General features: G+C 33.9%; 10 protein-coding genes and 1 pseudogene. 1 reads left to right on the top strand and 10 read right to left on the bottom strand.

The features are described 5' to 3' along the window. Positions 1–86: 86 nt before the first annotated feature. On the bottom strand, positions 87–347 hold the full coding sequence (locus ADIWIN_RS09690; protein ID WP_020894963.1) for a DUF1456 family protein: 261 nt from the start codon (positions 345–347) through the stop codon (positions 87–89). A gap of 83 nt (positions 348–430) precedes the next feature. Continuing rightward, entirely contained in the window at positions 431–1,231 is an 801-nt protein-coding gene (locus ADIWIN_RS09685) for an alpha/beta hydrolase (protein ID WP_020894962.1), read from the bottom strand. A gap of 141 nt (positions 1,232–1,372) precedes the next feature. On the opposite strand from ADIWIN_RS09685, the gene ADIWIN_RS09680 reads away from it, so the two are divergent. Beyond that, complete coding sequence (locus tag ADIWIN_RS09680) at positions 1,373–1,774, top strand: hypothetical protein (protein WP_020894961.1); 402 nt, start codon at positions 1,373–1,375, stop codon at positions 1,772–1,774. A gap of 350 nt (positions 1,775–2,124) precedes the next feature. Here the strand turns inward: ADIWIN_RS09680 and uvrB are convergent, their stop codons facing one another. The 8 genes and pseudogenes from uvrB to ADIWIN_RS09640 all read right to left on the bottom strand — a co-directional run bounded on the left by uvrB (position 2,125) and on the right by ADIWIN_RS09640 (position 25,584). Continuing rightward, entirely contained in the window at positions 2,125–4,128 is a 2,004-nt protein-coding gene (gene uvrB / locus ADIWIN_RS09675) for an excinuclease ABC subunit UvrB (RefSeq protein ID WP_020894960.1), read from the bottom strand. Positions 4,129–4,284: 156 nt separating this feature from the next. Further along, the gene (locus ADIWIN_RS09670) at positions 4,285–7,161 is read right to left on the bottom strand and encodes a T9SS type B sorting domain-containing protein (protein ID WP_020894959.1); all 2,877 of its coding nucleotides are present in this window, start codon (positions 7,159–7,161) and stop codon (positions 4,285–4,287) included. Positions 7,162–7,251: 90 nt separating this feature from the next. Then, positions 7,252–8,982: a T9SS type B sorting domain-containing protein gene (locus tag ADIWIN_RS09665; RefSeq protein WP_020894958.1), complete on the bottom strand. Its 1,731-nt coding sequence runs from the start codon at positions 8,980–8,982 to the stop codon at positions 7,252–7,254. A gap of 291 nt (positions 8,983–9,273) precedes the next feature. Beyond that, a pseudogene (locus ADIWIN_RS22180) lies at positions 9,274–9,396 on the bottom strand (IPT/TIG domain-containing protein); the annotation flags it as partial. Between the two features lie 596 nt (positions 9,397–9,992). Next, positions 9,993–12,230 (bottom strand): choice-of-anchor L domain-containing protein, encoded by a 2,238-nt coding sequence (locus ADIWIN_RS09655; protein WP_020894957.1) that lies wholly within the window; start codon positions 12,228–12,230, stop codon positions 9,993–9,995. Positions 12,231–12,423: 193 nt separating this feature from the next. Next, entirely contained in the window at positions 12,424–18,090 is a 5,667-nt protein-coding gene (locus tag ADIWIN_RS09650) for a T9SS type B sorting domain-containing protein (protein WP_152487243.1), read from the bottom strand. A gap of 404 nt (positions 18,091–18,494) precedes the next feature. Then, a complete protein-coding gene (locus ADIWIN_RS09645) occupies positions 18,495–23,336 on the bottom strand; it encodes a T9SS type B sorting domain-containing protein (RefSeq protein ID WP_020894955.1) in 4,842 nt (1,613 codons plus the stop codon). Between the two features lie 466 nt (positions 23,337–23,802). Then, positions 23,803–25,584, bottom strand: coding sequence for a T9SS type B sorting domain-containing protein (locus ADIWIN_RS09640; RefSeq protein ID WP_235047081.1), 1,782 nt, complete (start codon positions 25,582–25,584; stop codon positions 23,803–23,805).

Raw genomic sequence — 25,584 nt, 5'->3', positions numbered from 1 at the left:
TAAAGCCTGACAGGTATTATTATATATATTAAAAAAAGAGCAACATTAATTTGTTGCTCTTTTTTTTGTCTCTATAATTATAGAATTTAATCTTTCTTCTTTTCCTCTTTCTTTTTCTCTCCTTTTTTAGGCATTGGTCCTCGTAAATGAATAATTAAACCATTCAAAAAATTACGAAGTATTTGATCTCCACATTCCATATATTTAGGATGATCTTCATTTCTAAACATGGCATTTAATTCACTTTTAGAAATTCTAAAATCTACCAATTCTAAAATTTTTACGATATCATCGTCTCTTAGTTTGTGAGCAACTCTTAATTTTTTAAATATGTCGTTATTTGTCATTTTATAATTTGTTTATGGATCTTTATATTAGAATCTGTTGATTTTTGATTTTTTTGTAAAACTAGTCAAATCTATGAGGTTTCTTAATTCAACCATTTATAAGCTTGCTCAAAATGAGTCGCCCAAAGTTTTTCATTATGTTGGCCACCTTCAATATGATGGCTTTCAAATTGTGATTCATTGACACCTTTAGATTGAAGCAATTTAATCATTTCTTCTAACTTTGGAATCATAGTGTCGCCCTCATCAGTGCCAGCCAGAAAGTAAAATTTTGAGGTTTCAGGTATTTGAGTAGCTTCAACGAAGTCAAAAATCTCAGGATTTATCCAAAATGAAGGTGAGAATACTCCGGCTTTACCAAACGTTTCAGGATATTTTATTACTGCATAAAATGATATTAAACCACCCAATGAAGAACCGAAAATTGTGGTATGTTCTGCATCTGGTTGAGTTCTGTAAGTCTTATCGATATGTGATTTTAAAGTGTTTTTTATAAAACTTAAATAGGCATCCCCTTTTCCTCCTCCATGTTTTTCATGCGTATATGGAGTGAGTTCATCAGTGCGTTTAGCGTTGCCGTGTTCTATTCCAATAATTATACTTTGGTCAGCAGTTAATGTATCCATATATTCATCAACTTTCCATTCTCCAACAAAAGATGTTTCTGCATCAAATAAATTTTGAGCATCATGCATATAAATGACAGGATAAGAATTTTCGGAATTTTTATAATTTGTAGGTAAATACACCCAAATAGTTTTTACAGAATTTAGTTGAGGTGCTGCTATGGTGAATTTTGTAACCCGTTGTGAAGCAGTGCTTTGAGCTGTGGTTTTGTTCGCTATAAATGCTAAGATTAGCAAATATAAATACTTCAATTTCATTGATTTAATGCTGTTTTTGTGTGACAAAAGTTTAAAAAATCGACCAAGTACATTTAATTTTTCGACAAGATACATTATATCAACGACAATAAAATAATCTATCTCTTTAACTTTACACTATAAATTAATCCCCATATAATCATGATTAATCGTGTTGAAAAACTGAGTTTGCTTTCCGAGATGATTGCCTTCGCTCAAACAGATGAAAATATAAAAGCTATTGAATATAAATTTTTATATAGTATTGCTAAGCAGTTGGAGATTTCAAAAGAAGATTTTAAATACCTCTTTGAGCATCCTGTAAATTATGTGCATTTAAAATCACATAGCGAACGCATTGTTCAATTCCATCGGTTAGTATTACTTATGAATCTCGATCATAAAGTAGCACCAAAACAACTAGTAAAAATTCACAACTTTGGATTAAGAATGGGATTAAGTCATGAATCAATTAACCGAGTGCTCGATTTAATGGATAGTTTTCCTAATAAAATTGTACCACCAGATTTCTTGATTGATATTTTTAAGGTGCAATACAACTAGTCTTTAGTTTGCAGTCTCAATGGTAATTTTAAAAAGCTATCCTATTTAAATATATGCTTAATTGTTTAGAACAATCTCTCTGTGAATCTTTGTGCCTTCTCTGTGTAACTTCGTGTAATAGTTTTCAGTTTTAGTCTCAGTCTCAGTTTTTAATCTTGGAATTTAATTATTGGGTTTCGGAATGTTTACTCTTTCGCAACTTTTTGTAAAATCTTCCAACCTTCCGTCAATTTTTTTTAGTTTCACACTTCACACTTCACACTTCACACTTCACACTTCACACTTCACACTTCACACTTCACACTTCACACTTCACACTTCACACTTTTTACTGACCACTGACCACTGTTTCACACCTTCAACTTCTCTAACTTACTCTGATAAGCTGTTATCTCATCCCTAAAACGAGCGGCTTCTAAAAAGTCTAATGCTTTTGCAGCTTGTTCCATTAACTTACGACGTTCTCTAATTTTCTTTTCTAATTCCCCTTTATTCAAATAATCACTTTCTGGTTCAGCTGCTATTTGTGCATCCAATTCTGTTCTGTATGTACTCACAGAGTTTTTAGTTAAAGCACTATTTAAACTTTTATTTAAAGCTTTAGGAACAAGGTTATGTTTGGTGTTATAGGCAATTTGTTTTTCACGACGATATTCCGTTTCGTCCATTGTTTTTTGCATGCTCTTCGTAATTTTATCAGCATACATAATCGCTTTCCCATTTAAGTTTCTTGCAGCTCTACCAACAGTTTGGGTTAAAGAACGTGCAGATCTTAAAAAACCTTCTTTATCAGCATCTAAAATGGCAACTAAAGATACTTCAGGTAAATCTAAACCTTCACGTAGTAAGTTGACACCTACCAAAACATCAAAGACACCTTTTCGTAAATCTTGCATTATTTCTACACGCTCCAAAGTATCTACATCACTATGGATATATCGGGTACGAATTGAAATTCTGGTTAAATATTTTGTCAATTCTTCCGCCATTCGTTTCGTCAACGTGGTTACTAAAGTCCGTTCGTCTTTTTCAACACGATTTTGAATTTCTTCAATTAAATCATCAATTTGATTTAGGCTTGGTCTAACTTCAATAACAGGATCTAATAATCCTGTTGGACGAATGACTTGCTCTACATAAACGCCATCTGTTTTTTGCATTTCGTAATCTGCAGGAGTCGCAGAAACATAGATCACTTGATTTTGAAGGGCTTCAAACTCTTCAAACTTTAAAGGTCTATTATCCATAGCGGCTGGCAATCGGAAACCATAATCAACCAAATTCACTTTTCGGCTTCTATCTCCACCATACATCGCGTGCACTTGTGAAATGGTGACGTGACTTTCATCAACCACCATTAAAAAATCATCCGGAAAATAATCCAATAAACAGAACGGACGCGTTCCTGGCAATCTGCCGTCTAAATATCTTGAATAGTTCTCAATACCCGAACAATACCCCAATTCTCGAATCATTTCTAAATCGAACTCTGTACGTTCTTTGAGTCGTTTGGCTTCAAGATGTTTACCTATTTCTTTAAAGTAATCGTATTGTTTTACTAAATCGTCTTGTATATCTTTTATCGCACCATTCAACACATCTGGAGACGTCACAAACATATTTGCAGGATAAATATTTAAGCGATCATAACGTTCTATAATCTCGTTAGATCTGGCATCAAACGCTTCAATTTCTTCAATTTCATCACCAAAAAAGTGAATTCTAAAGGCATGATCTGCATAACCCGGAAATACATCTACAGTATCACCTTTTATTCTAAAGTTTCCGTTTTTGAATTCAGACTCCGTTCTAGAATATAAACTTTGAACCAGTTGATGTAATAACTTAGTACGAGAAATCACTTGATCACGTTCTATAGAAATCACATTCTTTTGAAATTCCACAGGATTTCCAATACCATATAAACAAGATACTGAAGCAATCACAATCACATCACGACGACCAGAGAGTAGGGAAGAGGTGGTGCTTAAACGCATTTTCTCTATTTCCTCGTTGATAGATAAATCTTTCTCTATATATACACCAGACGTGGGAATATAGGCTTCGGGTTGATAATAATCATAGTAGGATACAAAATACTCAACAGCATTTTCAGGGAAAAACTGTTTGAATTCGGAGTAGAGTTGTGCTGCTAACGTTTTGTTATGTGCCAAAACCAAAGTTGGTCGTTGCACCTCTTCAATAACATTGGCAACTGTAAAGGTTTTACCAGAACCAGTAACACCCAAAAGCGTTTGGTATTTTTCGTTATCGGTAATCCCTTTTGCTAGTTTTTTTATAGCTTGTGGCTGATCACCAGTAGGTTTGAATTCGGACTCAATTTTAAATCGCATACTGCAAAGTTACAATAAAGCGCTTATAATTTAATTGTGAAATGCGTTACAATTGCGTTAAAATAAAATGGACTTCAAGATTTAAAATCTGAAGTCCGTTTTATAGAATGTTCAATATAGATACTCCTTTTTTACTAGAAGTATTAGTTATACGTCTTAATGCTTTAAAGCAAAATGGCCCCTAAGCTCTTCACCGCTTTTTAAAGTAATTAAATACCAGAAATCATTTGACTCAAGCATTTTTCCATTGTAATAACCGTCCCAAGAGTAATTCGAAGGAATTAATTGCTTTATAAGCTTACCGTATCTATTAAAAATAAGAATTTCTTTTACAATGCGGTTTCTGTCAATAACCGTCCATGTATCATGAGCGCTATCATTATTAGGTGTGAAAAATGCAGGGATAAAAAGGTCTACTTCAATTTCAAAATTGAGCGTTTTTATAACACAGCCATTACGGCCTTGAACATATAATACATGTAAACCTGTTCTAAGGTTATTGAACACATTAGAGGTTTGAAAATCGGTGTCATCTACTGCATATAGGTAATCTATAGACATGTCTGTCATGTTCACCGTAAGTGTTGCGTCATCTATGATAATACTAAATTCATCTAATGTAAAATCTAAAGCGTCATTAATAGTAATGTCAAAACTACTTTCATTAGCGCAGGTATTTGGAGCTGTCCCTATTTCGTTATAAATGTATAAGGTTTGAGAAGTGGTAATAATATCTCCTGCATTTAATTGCGTTCCTGTTCCATTTGCTCCTGTAAAATAGTTACCATTGGTTAGTGTAGGCAACGTATATTCTGCACAAATAGTTTGATCGGTAAACGTATCTACATTTGGTGCACCAGTAATGGTGACATCAAAGCTACTTTCATTATTACACGTGTTTGGAGCTGTACCAATTTCAACATAAATATAGATGGTTTGAGAAGTCGAAATTACATCTCCAGCATTAAGTGCGGTACCTGTTCCGTTTGTACCCGTAAAATAATTACCATTGTTAAGTGTTGGTAAGGTATAGGACCCACATTCCGTTTGATTAGAAAGTGTATCTACATTAGGAGTGCCACTTACTGTAACCTCAAAATTACTTTCATTAGAGCAGGTGTTAGGTGCAGTTCCTGTTTCGTTATAAATGTAAATGGTTTGTGTTGTTGAAATAAGTTCACCAGCATTGAGCTGCGTTCCTGTTCCATTAGTGCCTGTAAAATAATTACCATCGGTTAGTGGAGGCAATGTGTACTCTGAACACACATCTTGGTTAGCAATAATATCGACATTTGGAGCACCAGTAATAGTGACTTCAAAACTACTTTCATTATTACAGGTGTCTGGAGCTGTACCAATTTCAACATAAATATAGATGGTTTGTGTGGTTGAAATAGTATCACCAGCATTAAGTGGTGTACCTGTACCGTTTGTGCCTGTAAAATAATTACCATTGGTAAGTGATGGTAATATATATGATCCACATTCCGATTGATTAGAAAGCGTATCTACATTAGGAGTGCCACTCACCGTAACGTCAAAGCTACTTTCGTTTGAACACGTATTAGGCGCTGTACCTATTTCGTTATAAATGTAAATGGTTTGTGTTGTTGAAATAATTTCACCAGCATTGAGTTGGCTTCCTGTTCCATTAGTCCCAGTAAAATAATTACCATCGCTTAGTGCAGGCAATGTATAATCTGAACACACAGCTTGGTCAACAATGGTATCTACATTTGGTGTACCAGAAATAGTGACTTCAAAACTACTTTCATTTGAGCACGTATTAGGCGCTGTTCCTATTTCGTTATAAATGAAAATGGTTTGCGTTGTTGAAATAAAATCACCAGCATTAAGTTGGGTTCCTCCACCATTAGTTGCAGTGTAATAGGCTCCGTCAGTTAAGGTTGGTAAGGTATAACTAGAACATGTAGTTTGATTTGAAAGTGTATCTACAGCTGGATTTTCAATGAATAGTTGGGCCGTATTCGTAATTAAGGTACATGCATCGTATGTAACTTCACAGTAATATTGATTTTCATTAAAACTTAAAGGAGCATTAGTGATACTTAAGGCGCTAGTTTGAGTGCCCGAATATGGACTAGCGTTGGGAACGTCAACCCAGTTTCCTGAGGAGTCAAGAACTTTCCATTGGTATTGAAAAGTACTAGTATCTAAAGTCGTGTTAAATGTTACAGTACTACTCTCACAAATGGTTTGAGTAATAGGGTCTGTAATATCTGGTATGTTATTCGTAATCGGATCTGCTGTGTGTGACCCTAAATTAGAACAGTTTTCACTAGATTGAATAGACCAATCGTTACTATCATAAGTTGTTTGTGGTATGGGTGCATCTGCATTTCTGATAACTGTATAGCCTCTTTCGTCTGGTGCATTTACAGTATCAATAAGGTTTCCGTTTTTAAATAATTTGAATTCATCATTATCGTTAATTCCTGTAGGTATATTGAAATCAACATCTAGAGGAGAACAATTTGTACCGCTTCCCATTTGAATGACAAAAGTACTTAGTGGTGGAATTGTCCCTACAATGTCGTTAAATACATTATTAGGCGTTGCATTTCCGACATCTCCGTAACGTTCTATGATATAAATATTATCTATAACCACAGGGGAATTTGTGGGATTATAAAGCTCTATAACCGCATAATCGCCGCTATTGGCATCATATATTTCTGAAATATAAATATCAGCAGGTTCACAATCTGAAGTTATCACTGTAAAATCTGTCGCAGACGTTCCTGTGCAACCGCCAGTACTTATAATGGAAATGCTAGAAGTATCGACAGCACCAGCAGGTATAATCGCTGTAATTTGAGAATCGTTTATAACTGTAAATGTCGTAGAGACTCCATCAATTGAAACAGAAGCAGCAGCATTAAAATTACTACCGCTAATCGTAATTAATGTGTTTTTTGGTCCACTAGCAGGTGTAAACGTATTAATAATTGGTGCAGGACAAAAGCTATTGTCTTTTGTGATAGCGCTACCTACTGAGGCATAAGCAGTCATTATAAAAAATAACTTAATGCGCAGGTATAGTGTATTAATAAATTAATGCGTTTCATAGCTTCAAATTAGCGGTGAGAAAAATAATTAGTTTTACTTATTAAGATAAACCCAACCCGTAAAAGGTTTAGAACTCTTATTAGGCTCATTTAAATATAATACATAAAAGTAAGTGCCTACAGGCAGTACTTTATCCGTATGCATTAAACCTTTGTTTGCGGTTCCGAACCATTTGTTACTATTATTCCCTTCAAAAATTAAAGTTCCGTATCTGTTGTAGATTTCTAATTTATGGTTGGTGTAAACGTCATATAAACCTTGGATGTTAAACCATTCATTTTTGTCATCATTATTAGGTGAAAAACCCGTTGGAATAATTAACTCTACTGCTGAAGTTGTGATTTCAAAAGAAATGAATTTAACAATACAACCATTAACATCTTGCACGTATAAGGTGTTTGAGCCTTCTGAAATAGTTGTAAAAGTATTGTCGCTTTGAAAACTAGAACCATCAATAGCGTATTCGTATTCAATTGACGTGTCAGACATTGTTATTGTTATAGAATCTCCATTAATTTCAATATTCGAATCCGTAAGCGAGAAATCTGTCGACGGATAAATTGTAACATCAAAACTGCTTTCGTTATTACAAGTAGCTGCAGTGGTACCAATTTCATTAAAAATATAAATTGTTTGTGACGTTGAAATCATAGCACCTGCATTAAGCTGCGTTCCGGTACCATTAGGTCCTGTAAAATAGTTACCATCTGTAAGGTTTGGTAGAATAAATTCTGAACAAATCGAAACATCAGAAAGCATATCTACATTTGGAGTTCCGGTTACGCTTACATCAAAACTACTTTCGTTCGTACAGACATTAGGAGCAACTCCAACTTCGTTATAAATATAAATCGTTTGTGAAGTCGATATAATATCTCCGGTATTTAAAGGTGAACCACTTCCATTTGCACCTGTAAAATAATTTCCATTAGTGATACTTGGTAACACATATTCAGAACAAACAGTTTGATCAGCTATGACACTTACAAGTGGATTTCCACTAACAGAAATGCTAAAGCTAGATTCACTTTGGCAAGTGTTTGGCGCGGTACCAGAAACATTATAAATATAGATGGTTTGAGATGATGTAATAACATCTCCAGCGTTAAGTTGAGTACCAGTTCCGTTAGTTCCTGTATAATAATCCCCGTTAGTTAAAGTAGGTAAGGTGTAGTTAGAACACACCGTTTGGTTGGATAAGGTATCAACTTCAGGGTTTGAAACTTCAAGTTGAGCAGCGTCCGAAACCAGGTTACAATCGGTAGATGATATCATACAGTAGTATTGAAAATCATTAAAACTCGCAGGCGTATTTGTAATGGTCAATGTATTTGTTGTCGCTCCAGAATAATTACTGTCGTTAGTGACGTTAACCCAGTTTCCAGCAGCATTAATAACAAGCCATTGGTAAGTATATGATCCGGTATCGACAGACACTGAAAAAGTAGCTGTACCGTTTTCACAAATATCTTGACTATTAGGATGTGTAATGTTCGGAGTAGAACTACCACCATTAGCTGTATGAGCGCCTAAATTAGAGCAATCTTCATCTTCTAACAATAACCACTCGTTAAGGTTAAATGTTGTACTCGGTGCAGCTGCATCTGCGTTTCTAATAAAACTGTAACCAATTTCATCATCTGTAAACATTACATCGATGATAGATCCATTTTTTACTAATTTAATTTCATCATCTTCGTTAATACCAGCATTAATCGATACACCAGCCGTTAAGCCATTACAAGTATTACCTGTGTTACCCATTTCAATAATATAGGTGCTAAGAGGCGCAATAGAACCTTCTAGTGGAATTGTAGCACTTGGGGCAGCGTCACCAATATCTCCAAAACGTTGTACTTCGTAAACGGTATTTAGACTTATAGCTGCATTGGTTGGATTATAGAGTTCTATAACACCATAACTTCCGCCGTTAGAATCATAAACTTCCGAGATGTAAATCTCATCGGCCGAATTACAATCAGAATCAATTAGGGTAAAATTAGAAGCGGTTGTAGCGTCACAGCCTCCAGACGTTGTAAGCGTTATACTAGATGTGCTAGAAACTCCAGATGGAACACTAATAGCAATTTCAGTATCACTTAGTATTGTAAAGCTTGCATTTACACCACTAAAGTCTACTGTCGTAGTCGTCGCAAAATTACTTCCATTAAGTGTGATTTCTGTATTTATAGGTCCACTTGAAGGATTAAATGTGCTTATGATTGGTGCCGGACAAGTAGTGCTTTCGGCTTTGTAGGTTGAGTAATTTGTGTTATTAATTAAAAATAACCGTTAAAAATTAAAACAAGAGGGAATAATAAAAAAGTAGAATTTTTCATTTAGTTTAGATAAAAATAGAGGGCAAAAATATGTAATAAAATACTTTCATTTGTTAAGTAATAGTTACATTAATTCTTGCTCAAATAAAGGTTGAGTTAGTTATCACAAAAATAGAAGATTAAGTGATAATTCAAAATGTGAAGGTTATTATTTGTAGTGTGAAATGAATCAGGTGCTTAACGTCTTGTTCCTCTTTTTTACATCTTGTTTCTACTTTTTAAATCGTTAGATATGGGAATTTTCTGCTATGAATAGATAAAATTAGAATGTAAAGTTTGTATTGGTAATGTATAGTGATATCATAAATCTCTAGTAGGAACTTTTATAGGTATAAACAAAAAATGATATAAAATAATAGGCAGATAGTTTAGGTATAAAAGAAAAGGTCCTTCCTTAATATAATAGAATTTAAAATAAGGAGACTTAATTACGAATTACCGTCTCAAAGCAAAATGACCAGTATAGATCTTACCATCATAAAAATTAGCTTTAAACCAATAATCGTCACTAGGAAGTGGTTTTCCTTTTAGCATGCCATCCCAACTACGATTGGCATTTGTAAGCAGTGTTATCAATTTACCGTAACGATTAAAAATCTGAATAGATGCTATTTGATCGAATTGTGCAGCAGTACCAATAACTTGCCAAGTCGGATTGTCGTCATCTCCATTTGGAGTAAAGAATTTTGGGAAGCCTAAGACTGAAATGATCTCTTCTTGAGTACCGCAACCATTTTTGTCTCTTATATAAACGGTATGAAAGCCTCTAGAAACATTTGTAAATACAAAACTATCTTGGTAAAGTCCATTGATATCATCTAATGCGATTTCATAATCACCTTCACCTGAAAGTGTAATGGTAACCGTATTATTAGGAGCAACACCAACAACGCTAACACCATCTATAGTTGCCAATTCTGAAGCCAAAACTGTAATTGTTCTACTAGAAGAACAGCCATTTGGATCTGTAACAATTACCGTATAAACACCAGGTTCTGTAACATCATAAAACAAAGTGTTGTTCGGCGTTGTAGTCTCATTAAATTGCCATTCGTAATAATAATTATTAGGTAAATCGTTAAGCACACCACCATATATGGTAAGTGGTTCTGGGAACGTATTTAAACAATATAAAACCGTTTCATCTGGTTCTAAAACTGGAGTATAAAGGACGTTGAGGCTTGCCGTAGAAATACCATAACACTGATTGTTATTCGTGATTTTTACGTAAATCGTTTGTGTATATGCTACCGTATTTTCAAAACTAACAGATAACTGATTAGAGTCACTTAAAGCATCTTCTTCTGTGTCATAATAACGCACTACAGCACCTATCGGAATTTGATTTTGAATAGAGGTTTGAATCTCAGATAAATCAAAAGTGGTAAATCCATCTATAACCTCTCCGTCACAGGCTTCTAAATTAGGGATATATACCGTGTTATTTGAGGTTTGTAACTCTAACTCAGCAATGTCAAAACAATTAGCTCTATTTATGACTCTAGCATAAATAGTTTGAAATGGAGTCGTGTTCTGAAATGCCTCAGGATTTGTAATCGGATTTATATTGGCAATAGCATCTGCTTCTGATAAGAAAAATTGATCAACATATGCGTCTTGGTTTGCGCTAGTTAAATCTGAGGTGGCATCAAACAAATCATACATAGTTAACCCATCTTGTTTACTATCACATTCAATTAAAACAGAATCCACTCCAATAGGTAACGGAGCATATTCAATTGTAACCTCTCCGTAAGAAATACAACCGTTGGCTAAGGTAACTTCAACATTATAGGTTCCTTGTTCAGCAACCGTATATATTCCACAGTTTACACAATTGCTAGGTTGAGACTCAATTAAGCTACCGTTTTTGTACCAATCGTATGTGTTTTGCCCAGCTTGTCTGGCATCCAATATAATAGATTCACCTTCACAAAGTGCATTGTTTGTCGCAAGAAGTAAATTAGGACCTATGTCTGAAGAGAGTTCAAAACTACTAGCCTCTAAAAAAACAGCAGAGTCATATCTGTAATTCTGCTCATCTGCAATGACTAACTTAACATGGTAAGTGGTATTCGGTTCTACATTTGCTGTAGCCGTTAAAATAGCAGTCTGACCATTAAAATTAATGGGAGCATTACTATCATTATAATTACCAAAATAGGTTTCGTTTTCTGGAGGACAACTACCCTGAACGCCCGGCATAACCGTAGTCACTTTAACAGGTGTGTCTGTATCTGGCACTAAGGCTATATTTTCATAGGCCTGTTGTCCGATTGTAGGTCTAATTAAAAAGCCAAATAAATCAGAGTACCTACAGGTGTTCGAATTATTCTCTTGATATTCTTCTGACGCAAATATATATCTAAAACTTATCTGTGAAGCAACAGACGTAAACTCAAATTCTAAAATGGTAGCGTTTATGGTGCCAGATTCATTTAATGCATTTTCGAGATCAATATCTCCAGTCCAATTAGGAGCGTCATCATCGCTTAAATTGTTATTTGGTCCAGGGACATTATTTAATCGTCCTGTACTTAAAACAATGCCACTTTCAAAAGGGAAATTAGTGCCAGTAGCTTCAAAATAACCGTAGCTTTGATCCGTTCCTCCAAAATCACCACCAACGACATTGGTTACTGTAACATTGTTGATACAGTCACTATCAATCAAAATATTTTCTATAAGCTGTTGAGGACTATAAGTCTGACTGTCTACTGAAATATTTTGAGCATAATTCAATAGAGAAAAAAAAAGACAATAGCGAGTAGTGTTTGCTTCATTTTCGTTTTAAGGGACTGCAAAGATAAACTACTAAGGATTATCTAAATTCAAATAAGATGTTAAAAAAGGTGAGATGTTTTTATTAACGACGAAGCGCAAAATGGCCTTTGACTTCAAAAGCAATAGTGCCTTGTTTTATTTCTGCTAAAAACCAATAATCGCTGGCTGGTAGATTGTAACCATTGTAGGTACCGTCCCAACCTTGGGTATTAGATCCTAACTTTGTTATTAATTTGCCATAACGATTAAATACATAAACTATACTACCAGGTAAAGTTTCTATGCCTATAATATGCCAAGTGTCGTTTTGTGTATCTCCATTAGGAGTGAAAAAGGGAGGTGCATCTACAACAACAACTTCTTTGGTGACTTCTGCACAACCATATAGATCAATAATGGTAACTGTATGGTAACCTAAAGACACATCTTCAAAAACATTAGATTCTTGTGGTTCGTTATCGTCTAAAATATAGAGATAATTACCAATACCACTGATGGTGATTGTAATATTATTTGGGTCAGAGAAATCTACCGTTTCCGTTAAATCTATAGTTGCAGATTCTGATGCTGTAACATTGAATGTGTTTGTTGTTATACATCCGTTTTCTGAAGTCACAGTAACAGAATACGTACCAATTTCTGTGATTTCAATCTCAGAACTATTTTGATTTGTGGACCATAAATAGGTGTCGGTAGGATAAAACGTAGTTGCAGAAACAACTAAAGGTAAATTATCGATACAAACAACCTGATTAGGAATATTTATAAAAGGTTTACGATTAACGATTAATGAAAAATTGACAAGTTCGAAACAACCCGTAGTTAAGTTTACAACACGTGCCGTAATGGTATCGTTGTCAAATCCACTGTAAGCGTCTTCATTTATTGAATTTAAACCTTCAATAGCTTCTGGCGTGTTATTAAAATAGGTGACGCTAAAGTTTGATGGATTTTGGAAGCCCAAAATGCTTGCCGTTTGTTGATCTAAATTGAAATCAAAATAACCATCATAGTCATCATCGCAAGCAATAAGATTTGGTGGTTGATTTGCTATGGGCAATGGATTTACTCTAAGTTCAAAAGGGTGAATGTAATAGCAATGTGTGGTACTGAATTCTACACGAGCAAAAAGGATATCATTTGTACTTGTATACGTGTAATTTGTGTCTAGAGGATTTTGATTGGCAATAGCATCTGCTTCTGAAGTGAAATAACTAAAGAGCACATTATAATTGGTATCTACAATAACGTCGTTAATCGTTGTTAAGTCGAAGTTATTGCTTTCATTTTCGCAAGTATCAAATATTTCGAAAGCATTTGTTGCCGGAGGAAGATTTACATTTAATTCTAACGGCACAAAAGTGAAGCAATCGGCAACTGAATTATAAACTTTTATAAACACCGTTTGTGGATTGCTAGTGTTAGAATAATTTTCAGGATTTAAAATAGGACTACTACCTATTTGCAAATCGTCTATGGATGTAAAATAGGAGATGACATTATCGGGATTAGTTGTTGTGAATAAATCGTCTTCAGCTGTTGTTAAATTGAAAGGTGTATTTGCATCATAATTAGTATCACATTCTAAAAGAGGCTCAGGAATCTCTGGATGCGGATTTACGATTAAGGTAAAATCAGTTAGGCTATAACATCCTGTCTCATTGTTTTCAATTCGGACTATAATCTGCTGTTGGTTTGACGTTATAAAAGGAGATGAAATTGGGTTGTCTCCATCGTCTGCAGCAGTAAGATTTAAATGATAAGTTACTGTAAAATTATCAGGATTTTGAGTGCCTAAAATGATATCGGTTTGAGATTCTAAATTAAAAGAAGCAATACCATCATTAGAATCATCATCACAAGCTTCAATATTATTTGGTGTATTTGCAATCGGTAAAGGATTAATTTGAAGTATAAAATCATAAACAAAAAAGCAGCCCGTATCAGAGTGTTCGATACGAACAAAAATAACATCATTTGTCGTTTGATAATTATAATTTAAAGCTAATGGACTTATACTGTTTTGGGCATTATTATAACTTTCAAAATATGATAAAGTGGTTTGTGTTCCTGGATTAATTATGACAGCTTCAATTTCTGAAAGGTCGAAACTATTGGTTGGATTATCACAAATTTGATAAACTTCAAAATCATTGAAGGGTGGAGGAAGATTCACAATTAAATCTAGAGGAACATTAACAAAGCAATTACTAAGTGTGTTGGTTATTTTAACGTAAGCTGTTTGTGGGTTACTGATGTTATCATAGTTTTCAGGATCTAGAATTGGATTTGTATCAGCTTCTAAATCTTCTATAGTTTCAAAATAAGTGACTTCAATATTGTCTTGTCTTACTCCTAGTATTTCAACTTCAGAAACTGTTAAATCCCAAGTTAAAATACCATCGTAATTGTCATCACAGCGTGCAATTGGTGTTGAAGAATTAACAACAGGTGCTGTAATAACATTAATATCAAAAGCTGAAATCCCTTTGCAATGATTGCCGTTATCGACTCTGGCATAAAGCTCTTGTGGGTTTGTTGAATTGGTGTAAATTAAAGGAACAGGATTACTATTGTTAGTGGCATCAAAGGCAGATTCATGAAATGTAATATCTAATGTTTCTGGACTACCAGCAACCATTTCGGCTATCTTATCGTTTAAATCAATGGTTATAAAACCGTCGTTACTAATGTCATCGCAAACAAAAATACTTGTTGCAGCATTAAAAATAGGAATAGAACCAACCTCTATTTCAAATGAAGAGGTGCCAAAACAATTAGAGTCTGTAAGGCCTTCTACTCTAACATATATCGTTTGAGGGCTAGATGTGTTATTAAAGATTGAATATTTGTCTATAACATTATCTCCAGCAAGGGCATCGGCTTCTGTCCTATAATAAAGTACTTGTTTGTCTGGCTGGCCATTAAGGATTTCATCATCTTTTAAGTAGAAATAAAAATCAGCAACTCCAGTGATGTCTGCTTCGCAATTTTCAAAATTTGTAATTGGAACAAATTCGGGCAAGGTATTCACATAAACATAAAATCCGGATAAGCTGTAACAGCCTGTGGTTTCATTTTCAACGCGTGCATAAATATATTGTGTAGCTGTGGTATAATCTTCTGGAGTTATTATTTCATTTTCACCTGCAATAGCAAAATTATAATCATTATAAAATGTGATTTCAAACCCTGTGGTAGCACTCGTTATCTCTGGGATTTTAGAAATTAAATCCACATTAGAAATACCATCTTGATCATTATCACAAACAATTATAGCGTCAGGATATGTAATTGTAGGTGCGCTAACCACGTTAACTTCTAGAGTGGAAATATCATAACATCCGGTTTGAGAATTGGTAACTCTTATATAAAGTAATTGGGGATTAGAAGTATTGTAGACATAATCTGGAAGTATGTTTTCATTATTTATGGCATCGTTTTCAGTAAGGTAATATTTAACGTTTACAGCAGGCACACCTTGGCTTGCAACACTATTAAAGGTATCCATAACTAAAGTGGTGAATCCATCATTATCTTCATCACAATAATCAACAACTTGAGGTGTTAAGATAATGGCCGGAGCAATTTGCAATGCAATATCTACAAAACCGTCACATTCTCCATCGGCCATAGTGGCATATAGAATTGTACCATTGTCAATGACATTAAACGGAATAAATTTATCTAATGCATTGATGTCATTCTCTCTATCATCTTCGGTCAAGTAGAATGAAACGTCAAATTCGTCATAGTCATCTTTAAGATCTGCTTCAACAGCATTCAAATCAAAATCAGCGATGCCATCATTAGAAACATCATCACAAACAATAAAAGTAACATTTGAAAATGTTGTTAGAATAATATTAGAATGCAGTTCTAATTCTACAATTGTATTACATCCTGTCAAAGGATCTTGAACGCGTATGTAGATTATTTGAAAATTTGGTGTTGTATTTATATAATTTTCAGGATCTGCTATGGGATTCATGTTGCTTATAGCATCTTCATTAGTGATATGAAAACTAACATCTAAACCTGTAAGTCCTTGCAAAACATCATCTATAACAGTTGTTAAATCAAAAGCTTCAAAACCATCCTCATCTTGTTCGCAGGCGTTAATCCATTGATTATCTAAATTAATATCAGGACTTTCTTGTAATTCAACAGAAATTGAAGTTGTAGAAAAACAACCTGTAAGCGCATTATAAACTCTAACATAAAGCGTTTGGGAGATGTTAGCGTTTGAGTATGGTGAGAAAATGGGATTAACACCTAAATCTGCTTCGGGTTCCGAATAATGATAAGAGACAAATAAATTAGTATTCCCGTTTATAATTTGATCGTTAGCAATAGTTAAATCTACGAAGGTAAAACCATCTAAAGTGGGGTCTTTACAAACGATGATCGGATCAGGATCTTCATAGTCAGGTTTCTCATTCACCAGTAAATTGAATGTAGAAAAGGCCAAACAGCCATTTACAGTGTCTTCAATTCTAACATAAATGGGTTGTGGAGACGTCGTGTTTTGAATAGTACCTAGAATGGGACTATTGCTGTTTTGAGCGGCATCACTAGAGTAGTGGTAGCTTATGTTGTAAGTTGAAGGAGGTACGGAAGCTAATACTTCATTGTCTTTAGTAGAAAGATCAAAATTGGCTATACCATCATTAGAATCATCATCACAATAAATAATATCTGAAATCTGGGTTGAAGGTTGCTCTGTATTGAGCGTAACTTCAACAGTATCTTCAATGACGCATGAAGTCGCGTTAAGTTGTATAGTGATTTCAACGCGATAGGTGCCAGAAGATTGTGCATCTAGCGTTGGGTTATTTTCACCAGCGATGAGTATATCATTTTGAAACCATTTGTAGGACGCCTGTGGATTTTGAATATCCCCATTCAATAAAACGGAATCTCCACATGTGGTAATATCGGGACCAAGATTAACATTAGCATTAAAACTATTACCTTCTATAAAGACAGCTGAATCAAAATTATTGTCCGTTTGGTCTGCAATAATCAGTTTAATTTGATATTCTACGTTAGGTTGAATTGCTGCTGTTGCGGTGAGTACAGTTGTTCTTCCATTATAATTAGTGTCACCAACGTTGTAGCCTTCAAAAAAAGTTTCATTTTCGGCAGCACAAAAACCTTCAATTTGGTCGTGTATTGTATTTGTGTTTACAGGTGTAGCTGTACCAGGAACCAAGGCAATGTTTGAATATGGTGCAGAAGAACCTGCTTCGCGAATTAAAAAAGCAAAGCCATCTGAATAAAAACAGGGGAATTCTTGCTGGTATTCTTCTGAAGCGAGTAAGTAATTAAATTGTATTTGGTTAGCGACTGAAATAAAGTTGAATTGTATGGATGTGGCATTTTGTGTATTAGAAATTCCTAAAGCGTTTTCTAAATCTGTATCCGTTTGCCATGTGTCATCACCTTCGTTTAGAGGGTTGCTGTTAAGAATATTACCTGCGGAGTTGACATTTCCTGTGGTTAGTAAAATACCATTTTCAAAGGGGAAACTAGAATTTGCGCGTTCAAAATGACCGAAACTGTTAAAGCCATTTATAGAGCCATTAACAGGTGATGATATGTTAGAGATTTCAACACAATTTTGTCCTAAATTTTGTTGAATGAGTTGTTGTAAAGGCAAGGAATCATCCGTTGTTATTTGTTGAGAATAACTGCAATTAAGAACAATAAAAGTAATAACGAGAGAAAATACTAAGTTTAGTTTCACGGTTTTATTTTAGAAAAAAAGCTTAGATAAAATACTTTTAATTTTATGCTATGCAGTTTTAGGAGAAAAAAAATACTGAAAAATCACTAGTAATATAGGTTTTATAGGTAACTAACCTTTTTAGTTGGACGAATGACAAATAGTTAAATGCGTACTTTTTTATATCAAATTTTAGCGTCTTAGTGTAAAATGACCTTTTATTAGAAACTTTTTCCCGTTTTGAACGACATCTGGGACAAATAAATATGCTTTAATAATTATATTTTTTGCCTTAGAAACACCATCCTAATTTTGAGTATTATGACCAGATGTGCATTACATTCAGAAACATATTCTTAAATAAAAAAATCCCCTTACCAAGACGTAAGGGGATTGTTATAAATCAATTTTTGGTATAATATTTATTAATGTTTCAAGGTAAAATGACCCTTAACTTCAAAAGCAATAGAACCACGTTTTATTTCCGCGATAAACCAAAAGTCACTTGTTGGTAGTACTTTACCGTTGTAATAACCATCCCAACCAGGAGAGCTAGACGTTAACTGCTTAATACGTTTGCCATAACGGTCAAAGATATTAATAACAGTTCCAGGTAATGTTTCAATACCTACGATATGCCAAGTATCAAAATCACCATCGTTATTTGGGGTAAAGAACTTCGGAATATCAACTACTAAAACTTCTTTTGTAACATTAGCACAACCATTCAAATCTACGATTGTAACGGTATGATAGCCCATTGCGACATTCTGAAAAACATTTGATTCTTGAGGTTCAAAATCATCTAATTGATAAAGGTAATTACCAATACCACTGATCGTAACTGTAATATTGTTTGGGTCTGAGAAATCTAGAACTTCTGTTGTTTCTATGGTAGCCGTTTCAGATTCAGTGACTCCAAAATAACTAGTATTCTCACAACCATATTGAGAAGTTACAGTTACCCAATAATTACCAACTTCAGTTACATCAATTTCTGGAGTCGTTTCACCCGTAGACCATAAATAAGAGTCGCTAGCATAATTTGTATTTGCTGATACAAGCAACGGGGTATTATTTAGACAAATAACTTGATCTCCTACATCAACTACAGGAATAGGATTTACAATTGCCGTGAATGACGTTATACTATAACATCCTGTATTGCTATTTTCTACACGTGCATAAATAACTTCACCATCAAAAGCCATATAATCCATTTCTAAAGCAGAATTATTTTCATGTGCTTGAAGCTCTGAATTATGATACGTCAGCGTAAATAAATTAGAGTTTTGTCCTCCTAAGATACTTGCGTTTAGTTGTGCTAAATCAAATTCTAAAATACCATCAAAGTCATCATCACAAGCCACTAAATCATTCGGTTGATTGGCTATTGGTAATGCATCTACTTTTAAATTGAATTCGTAATACGTTGAACAATGCGTAGTGCTATACTCTGTTCTCACAAACAATGTATCAAAATTACTTTGGTACGTATAATTGGTGTCTAGCGCATTCGTATTAGCGATAGCATCTGCTTCGTTAGAGAAGTAGCTATATAATACGTTATAACTATTATCAGTTGCAATTTCATTAATTTCTGTTAAGTCTACAGTATTAGTGTCATTCTCACAGATTGTATAGTGTTCAAAATCATTAATGATAGGTGGTTGATTTACGATTAACTCTATCGGAAGTGCTGCATAACAATTAGAAACCGTATTTGTTACTTTCATATAAATCGTTTGAGGATTTGATATGTTTGTATAGCTTTCAGGATTTGAAATTGGATTAGAGCCAGCTTCAGAATCTTCGAAAGTAGTATAATATTCAATGACAATATTTTCTTGTCTAACATCTGTAATATTAGATTCTGCCCCAGTTAAATCAAATACAAGAGTCCCATCAGTGTCATCATCACATTCTATCAATGGTGCTGCAAGTGTAACGTCTGGTACTTTAATCACATTCACTACAAATGATGTTATAGATTGACAAATTGTACCATTATCTATCTGAACAAAAATTTGTTGCGGATTTACAGTGTTTTCGTATTGAAGTGGGATTTCATTAGTGTTATTTCTAGCATCGTTTTCTGTAGTAAAGAATTTTACGGTTTGAATATCTGGAATACCAGCTTTTACTTCATCAACTATACTAGAAAAATCAAACAGCTCAGAGCCATCATTTGAAATGTCATCACATACAAACCAGTTAGTTGGTTCGTTGTAAGTAGGGTTAGTACCAACCTCAATTGTGAATGAAGAAGTAGAATAACAAGATTCGTCTGTCGTATTCTCAATCCTCACATAGATTTGTTGTGGATTGCTAATATTTTCATAAGTACTTGTTTTAACAATGGCATTCGTTTTGTTATCGGCATCAGTTGGGTTAAGGTAGTAACTTACTACTTTTCCTGTTTGTCCGTCTAAAGCTTCACCATCTTTGTTTTCGAAAATAAATTGACCGATACCATCAGATACATCTTCACAGAACGTATATTGTTGTACATAGTTAGATAAATCTCCAACATACGGTAATGTGTTTACAATAATATCTAATTCTTCAATAGCATAACAACCAGTAGTACTATTTTCAACACGCATGTAAACAATTTCTGTTTGTGCTGAATAATTAGCTATACTTTGAATTTCATTTTCATCAGAACGCGCATCCGCTAAACTATTATGAAAGCTAACACTTCTATTTGGTGTTGCTAAAATGGAATTTGGGATACTATTGTTTAAATTTATTGGAGAGAAGCCGTCTCTATCAGCATCACAAATAATAATGTCTAAAGGTTTTTCGCTTTCTGGCGCTGGTAAAACCGTAACTTCAAATGAGTTATAATCAAAACAGCCGGTTTCAGAAAATGTAATTCTAGGATATAATGTAAACGGGTTACTAACATTTTCATAGTTATTAGGTAATGCATTGGTATTATCAATAGCATCTTGTTCTGTAAGGAAATATTTTACTTCAAAACCATCTTCACCATTGGTTACATCACCATTTAATGTTGATAAATTAGTAATTGTAAAACCATCTTGGTCTTCATCACAAACCGTTAAATTAACAACAGAATCGAATTGAATGATCGGATACAATACCAAATCAAATTCTGCAACTTCACTACACGTCAAACTTTCTAATGTGATATAAATGGTTTGTGGATTGCTTTGTGAATTATAAGATACTGTTGAATCAATAGCGTTAATTCCATTATCTCTATCTGATTCTGTTTCATAAAATACGACATCTACATCAGGTAATTCATTAATAATACCAACGGCAATATTTTCAAAATCAAATGCCTCTGTTCCATCGTCATCTACATCACAAACTGAAATGTCTCTAATATTTGTTGCTGTTAATAACAAGTTGGTATGCAGTTCAATTGGTGTTGTTGAGGCACAGCCAGAACTAGTGTTTTGTACTCTTATATATACAAGCTGCTCTTCAAAGTTGATATTTGCGTAATTAGTATCATCTGCAATTGGGTTCAATCCTGAAAGTGCATCTTCTGGTGACGTATGAAAAGTTACTGTGACATCAGTTAAACCTTCTAGAACTTCTGGAATAATAGTGGTTAAATCAAAATTAGCAAAACCATCTAAATCCGTATCACAAGCGTCGATATAATGTACTTCTGTGTTTATAACCGGACTGTCAATAACACTAATATTTAAAGTTGTAGTACTAATACAACCTGTTTCAATATTTTTGACACTTACATATATTACTTCTGTTGGATTGGTATTAGTATAAGGCATAGAATACGCGTTGATACCAGAAGTAGCACTTGATGCAGAACTATGATAGCTAACCACAAGGTTGGGTTGAGAAAGTGTGATTTCAGAATCCTTATAAGCATTTAAATTCATCGCTACTCTTCCGTTAACAGAACCAGCACTACAAACTTCTAAGTCTGTTGGGTTTGAAATTATTGGTAATGAATTTACAACTAAGTTGAATGTTGAAAATGCTAAACAACCATTTACGGTATCTTCAATTCTTACATGAATAGATTGCGGATTCGCCGTATTTTGAATCGGACTTGTTATAGCGTTACTATTACTAATAGCATCAGAGTTATTATAGTGGTAAGAAATGGCATACGTTGATGAAGGAACAGAAGCAATAACTTCGGCATCTTTGGTTGATAAATCAAACATTTCTAAGCCGTCACCACTTAAATCATCACAAAGTAAAAAATCTGTTAAAGGATCAGAAGTTTGCGTAGAACTTAAAGTAACATCAATAGCATCCTCTATAACACAAGAGCTTCCTGCAAGTGGTAATTGAACTTCTACACGATAGTTACCAGATTGCGATGCTGTTATAGTCGATTGGTTAGCAGAAGGAATTTGAGAGTTATTGAAAAACCAAGAATATACGGCATTAGGATTGTCTATGTTTCCGTCTAATTCAACACTGGTAGCACATGTAGAAAAATCTTCCCCTAAATCTACAGAAGCATTAAAACTATTTCCTTCAATAAATACAGCAGAGTCATAATTTTGATCATTCTGATCTGCAATAACAAGTTTAATTTGATACTGAACATTTGGTTGAATAGCTGCAGTTGCAGAAAGGACAGTGGTTCTACCATTATAATTAGTGTCACCAAGATTATAACCTTCAAAATACTCATCATTTGAGGCAGGACAAAATCCTACGATTTCATCATGAACCGTATTAGTGTTAACCGGAGTTGTGGTTCCAGGTATTAAAGCAATGTTTGTATATGGGGCGGTAGTACCAGCTTCTCTAATTAAAAAAGCAAAGCCATCAGAATAATCACAAGGAAAATTACCAAAATATTCTTCTGAAGCTAAAATATAATTAAACTGTATCTGATTTGAAATTGATATAAATTCAAATTCTATTGATGTCGCATTTACGGTACCTGAAATTCCTAATGCGGTTTCAAGGTCACTATCTGTTAACCATGTTGCATCTCCTTCGTTTAATATGGTATTGTTTTGTCCGTTACCAGCAGATGTTGCATTTCCTGTGGTTAAGACAATTCCGTTTTCGAAAGGAAAGTTTGAATTAGCACGCTCAAAATAACCGTAACTACCAATTCCGATAGTAGATCCATTTGAGGGAGAGTTAATGTTTGAGACTTCTACACAGCCTTGTATTAATGTGTTTTGAATTAAGTCTTGAGGTGAAACTGAATTATCTACGGTTACTTGTTGAGAAAAAGAAATACTACAAATTAATCCAATAAATAAGCAGAGGGAGCGGTTTAAATAAGTCATTAGTTTCGGTTAAGGTTTACTATGTTAGTGTAGGGTAGATTTGGAGTCAACGCACACACGTTATTTAATATGGGCGAAAAGTATATTAAAATAAGATGAAATACAAAAAAATACGTCAAACTACACTAAATGTTAACATTTAGAGCCGAGAAAGTGGCTTTTAAGCTGATATATACAGCAAAAAGAGATTATTCTTACACATATAATTATGAATATTTCTAACGGTAATGTAAGAAATATCTTAATCTGTATGTCAATAATTTAATTTCATAACAGTATTAAATCTAAAATATAATTATAGATAATAATTAACTATTAAAATTTTTGAGGGAGTTATTAAAATATGGAGGGAATTAGTAAAGGAATTTCACTAACAGGTATAAAATTAAAGTAACTAAAGGGTAATAGCAAAAAAATAAGATGAATGGACTAAAACTTTAACAATTCGGAAAAATTAAGACCTATTCTAATAGTTTATATATACCCAACCAACAAAAGGTTTATAATTTGGGTCATTTAGATTTAAAATATAATAGTAGGTCCCAACAGGTGCTTTGTTGCCTTTGTTGTTAAGTCCTCTGTTTATTTTACCAAACCAAGGCTTTTCATTATGACCGACAAAAATCAGTTCTCCGTAGCGATTGTAAATTTGTAATTCGTGTTCCGTAAATATGTCGTACAGCCCTTGAATATTAAACCAATCATTTTTTGTGTCACCATTGGGTGAGAATCCTTGAGGAATGTAAGGTGGACAATTTTCAATAGTCAAATCAAACTGAAATATCTCATAACAAGGATCACTTATTCGTTTAACATATATGGTTTCAGGGCTAGAAACATTATTATAATCTGATGGTACATTGATCGAATTAAAATCTGTTTCTAAGTCATCTAGTGAATGGTAAAACGTAATGTCTTCTTCATTATGATTCAAAACTGTAAGTGCTTCAAATAAATTGAAATTAGAAGTTTCTAGTCCTTCATTACAACCAATTAAGTTAGGGAGTTGTGTTATTTCAGAAACAATAAGTAAGTCAATATCTTTAAATGTACTATTGTTGTTTTCATTAGATTCTGTGACCATACCATTCATGGTGCCATTATCATCCACTATGGCTACAATTGTAACATTAGGATCTATACTATCCGATAGAGTGAGGTAAACTGAATTACTTTCACTGGCATTTATAGCAATATCGTTTACCGTTGCACTGGTATCAATTAAAATACCGTCACTATAAAAAGCAATTGGCGTATGAGCAGGCAAAATATCGGTGCTATTTGTGTTATATACGGTGTAAAATAACTCAATGGTAGTATCTCCACAACTCACTGTATTATTGTCAATGATTATTGTGGCATCTGGTAATTGACTATTTAATACTGTGATTATATTATTTATCATTACGAAATCTTGACCCGAGGTGAGCGCTATCGTTGCGGAGGTATCTCCAATATTAATATTGTTTTGAATGCTATAAACATCAATATCCATATTGTATAGGTTTGAATCTCCTGTAAAAGAATTAGTGCCATTAAAGGCATTGTTTGCAGGGTTTAATGGAGCGTTGCTAATGACACTTCCATTAATAGTCAGTTGCTCATTAACCGCTAAAGATTTGTCTCCTTCCCAAGCAATGAAACCAATTTTAGCATTTTCATTATCTAAAACGTTTAAATTATCTAATGTAATATTTAGAAAATCTGGGACGCTTTGTAAACCATCATAAACATTTAGTTGGTTAAGAGGTAAGTTATTGTCTTCATATATTATAGTTATGGCCCAACCACCAAAGTTGGTACCTGTGGAACAATATGGACCAATATCATTGGTAAGATCAAAATTAGAAACGGTGTAATCAGTACTACCTTGATCCAAAATTATTGAAGTCACATCGGCAAAAGCCGCAAAGAAAACACGGTCAGTATCTATAGCATCACTAAACGTACGTTCGGCAGTGATATCGATATTATTTAATGAAATATTAAAATCACCAGTATGAGAACCTGCCCAATATAAATAGGCGGCAACTACATTTTGGTCACTATTTATCGATAAGTTTGCTGATGATGAGGTTAAAATAATACAAGGTCCGAAAGTGCCATTTTCAACCGTATTCATAGTGTTGCCAATAGCGGTATAATCATATCGGCCATTAAATTGCTGGTATAACGAAACATCTTGTGCAAATAATGGCTGTGCTATGCTAAATAAAAAGAAACATACTATGTAATAAGGATTTTTCAA

The organism is Winogradskyella psychrotolerans RS-3 (assembly GCF_000427335.1).
GTDB lineage: Bacteria > Bacteroidota > Bacteroidia > Flavobacteriales > Flavobacteriaceae > Winogradskyella > Winogradskyella psychrotolerans.
This window is presented reverse-complemented; position numbering and strand designations above follow the sequence as displayed.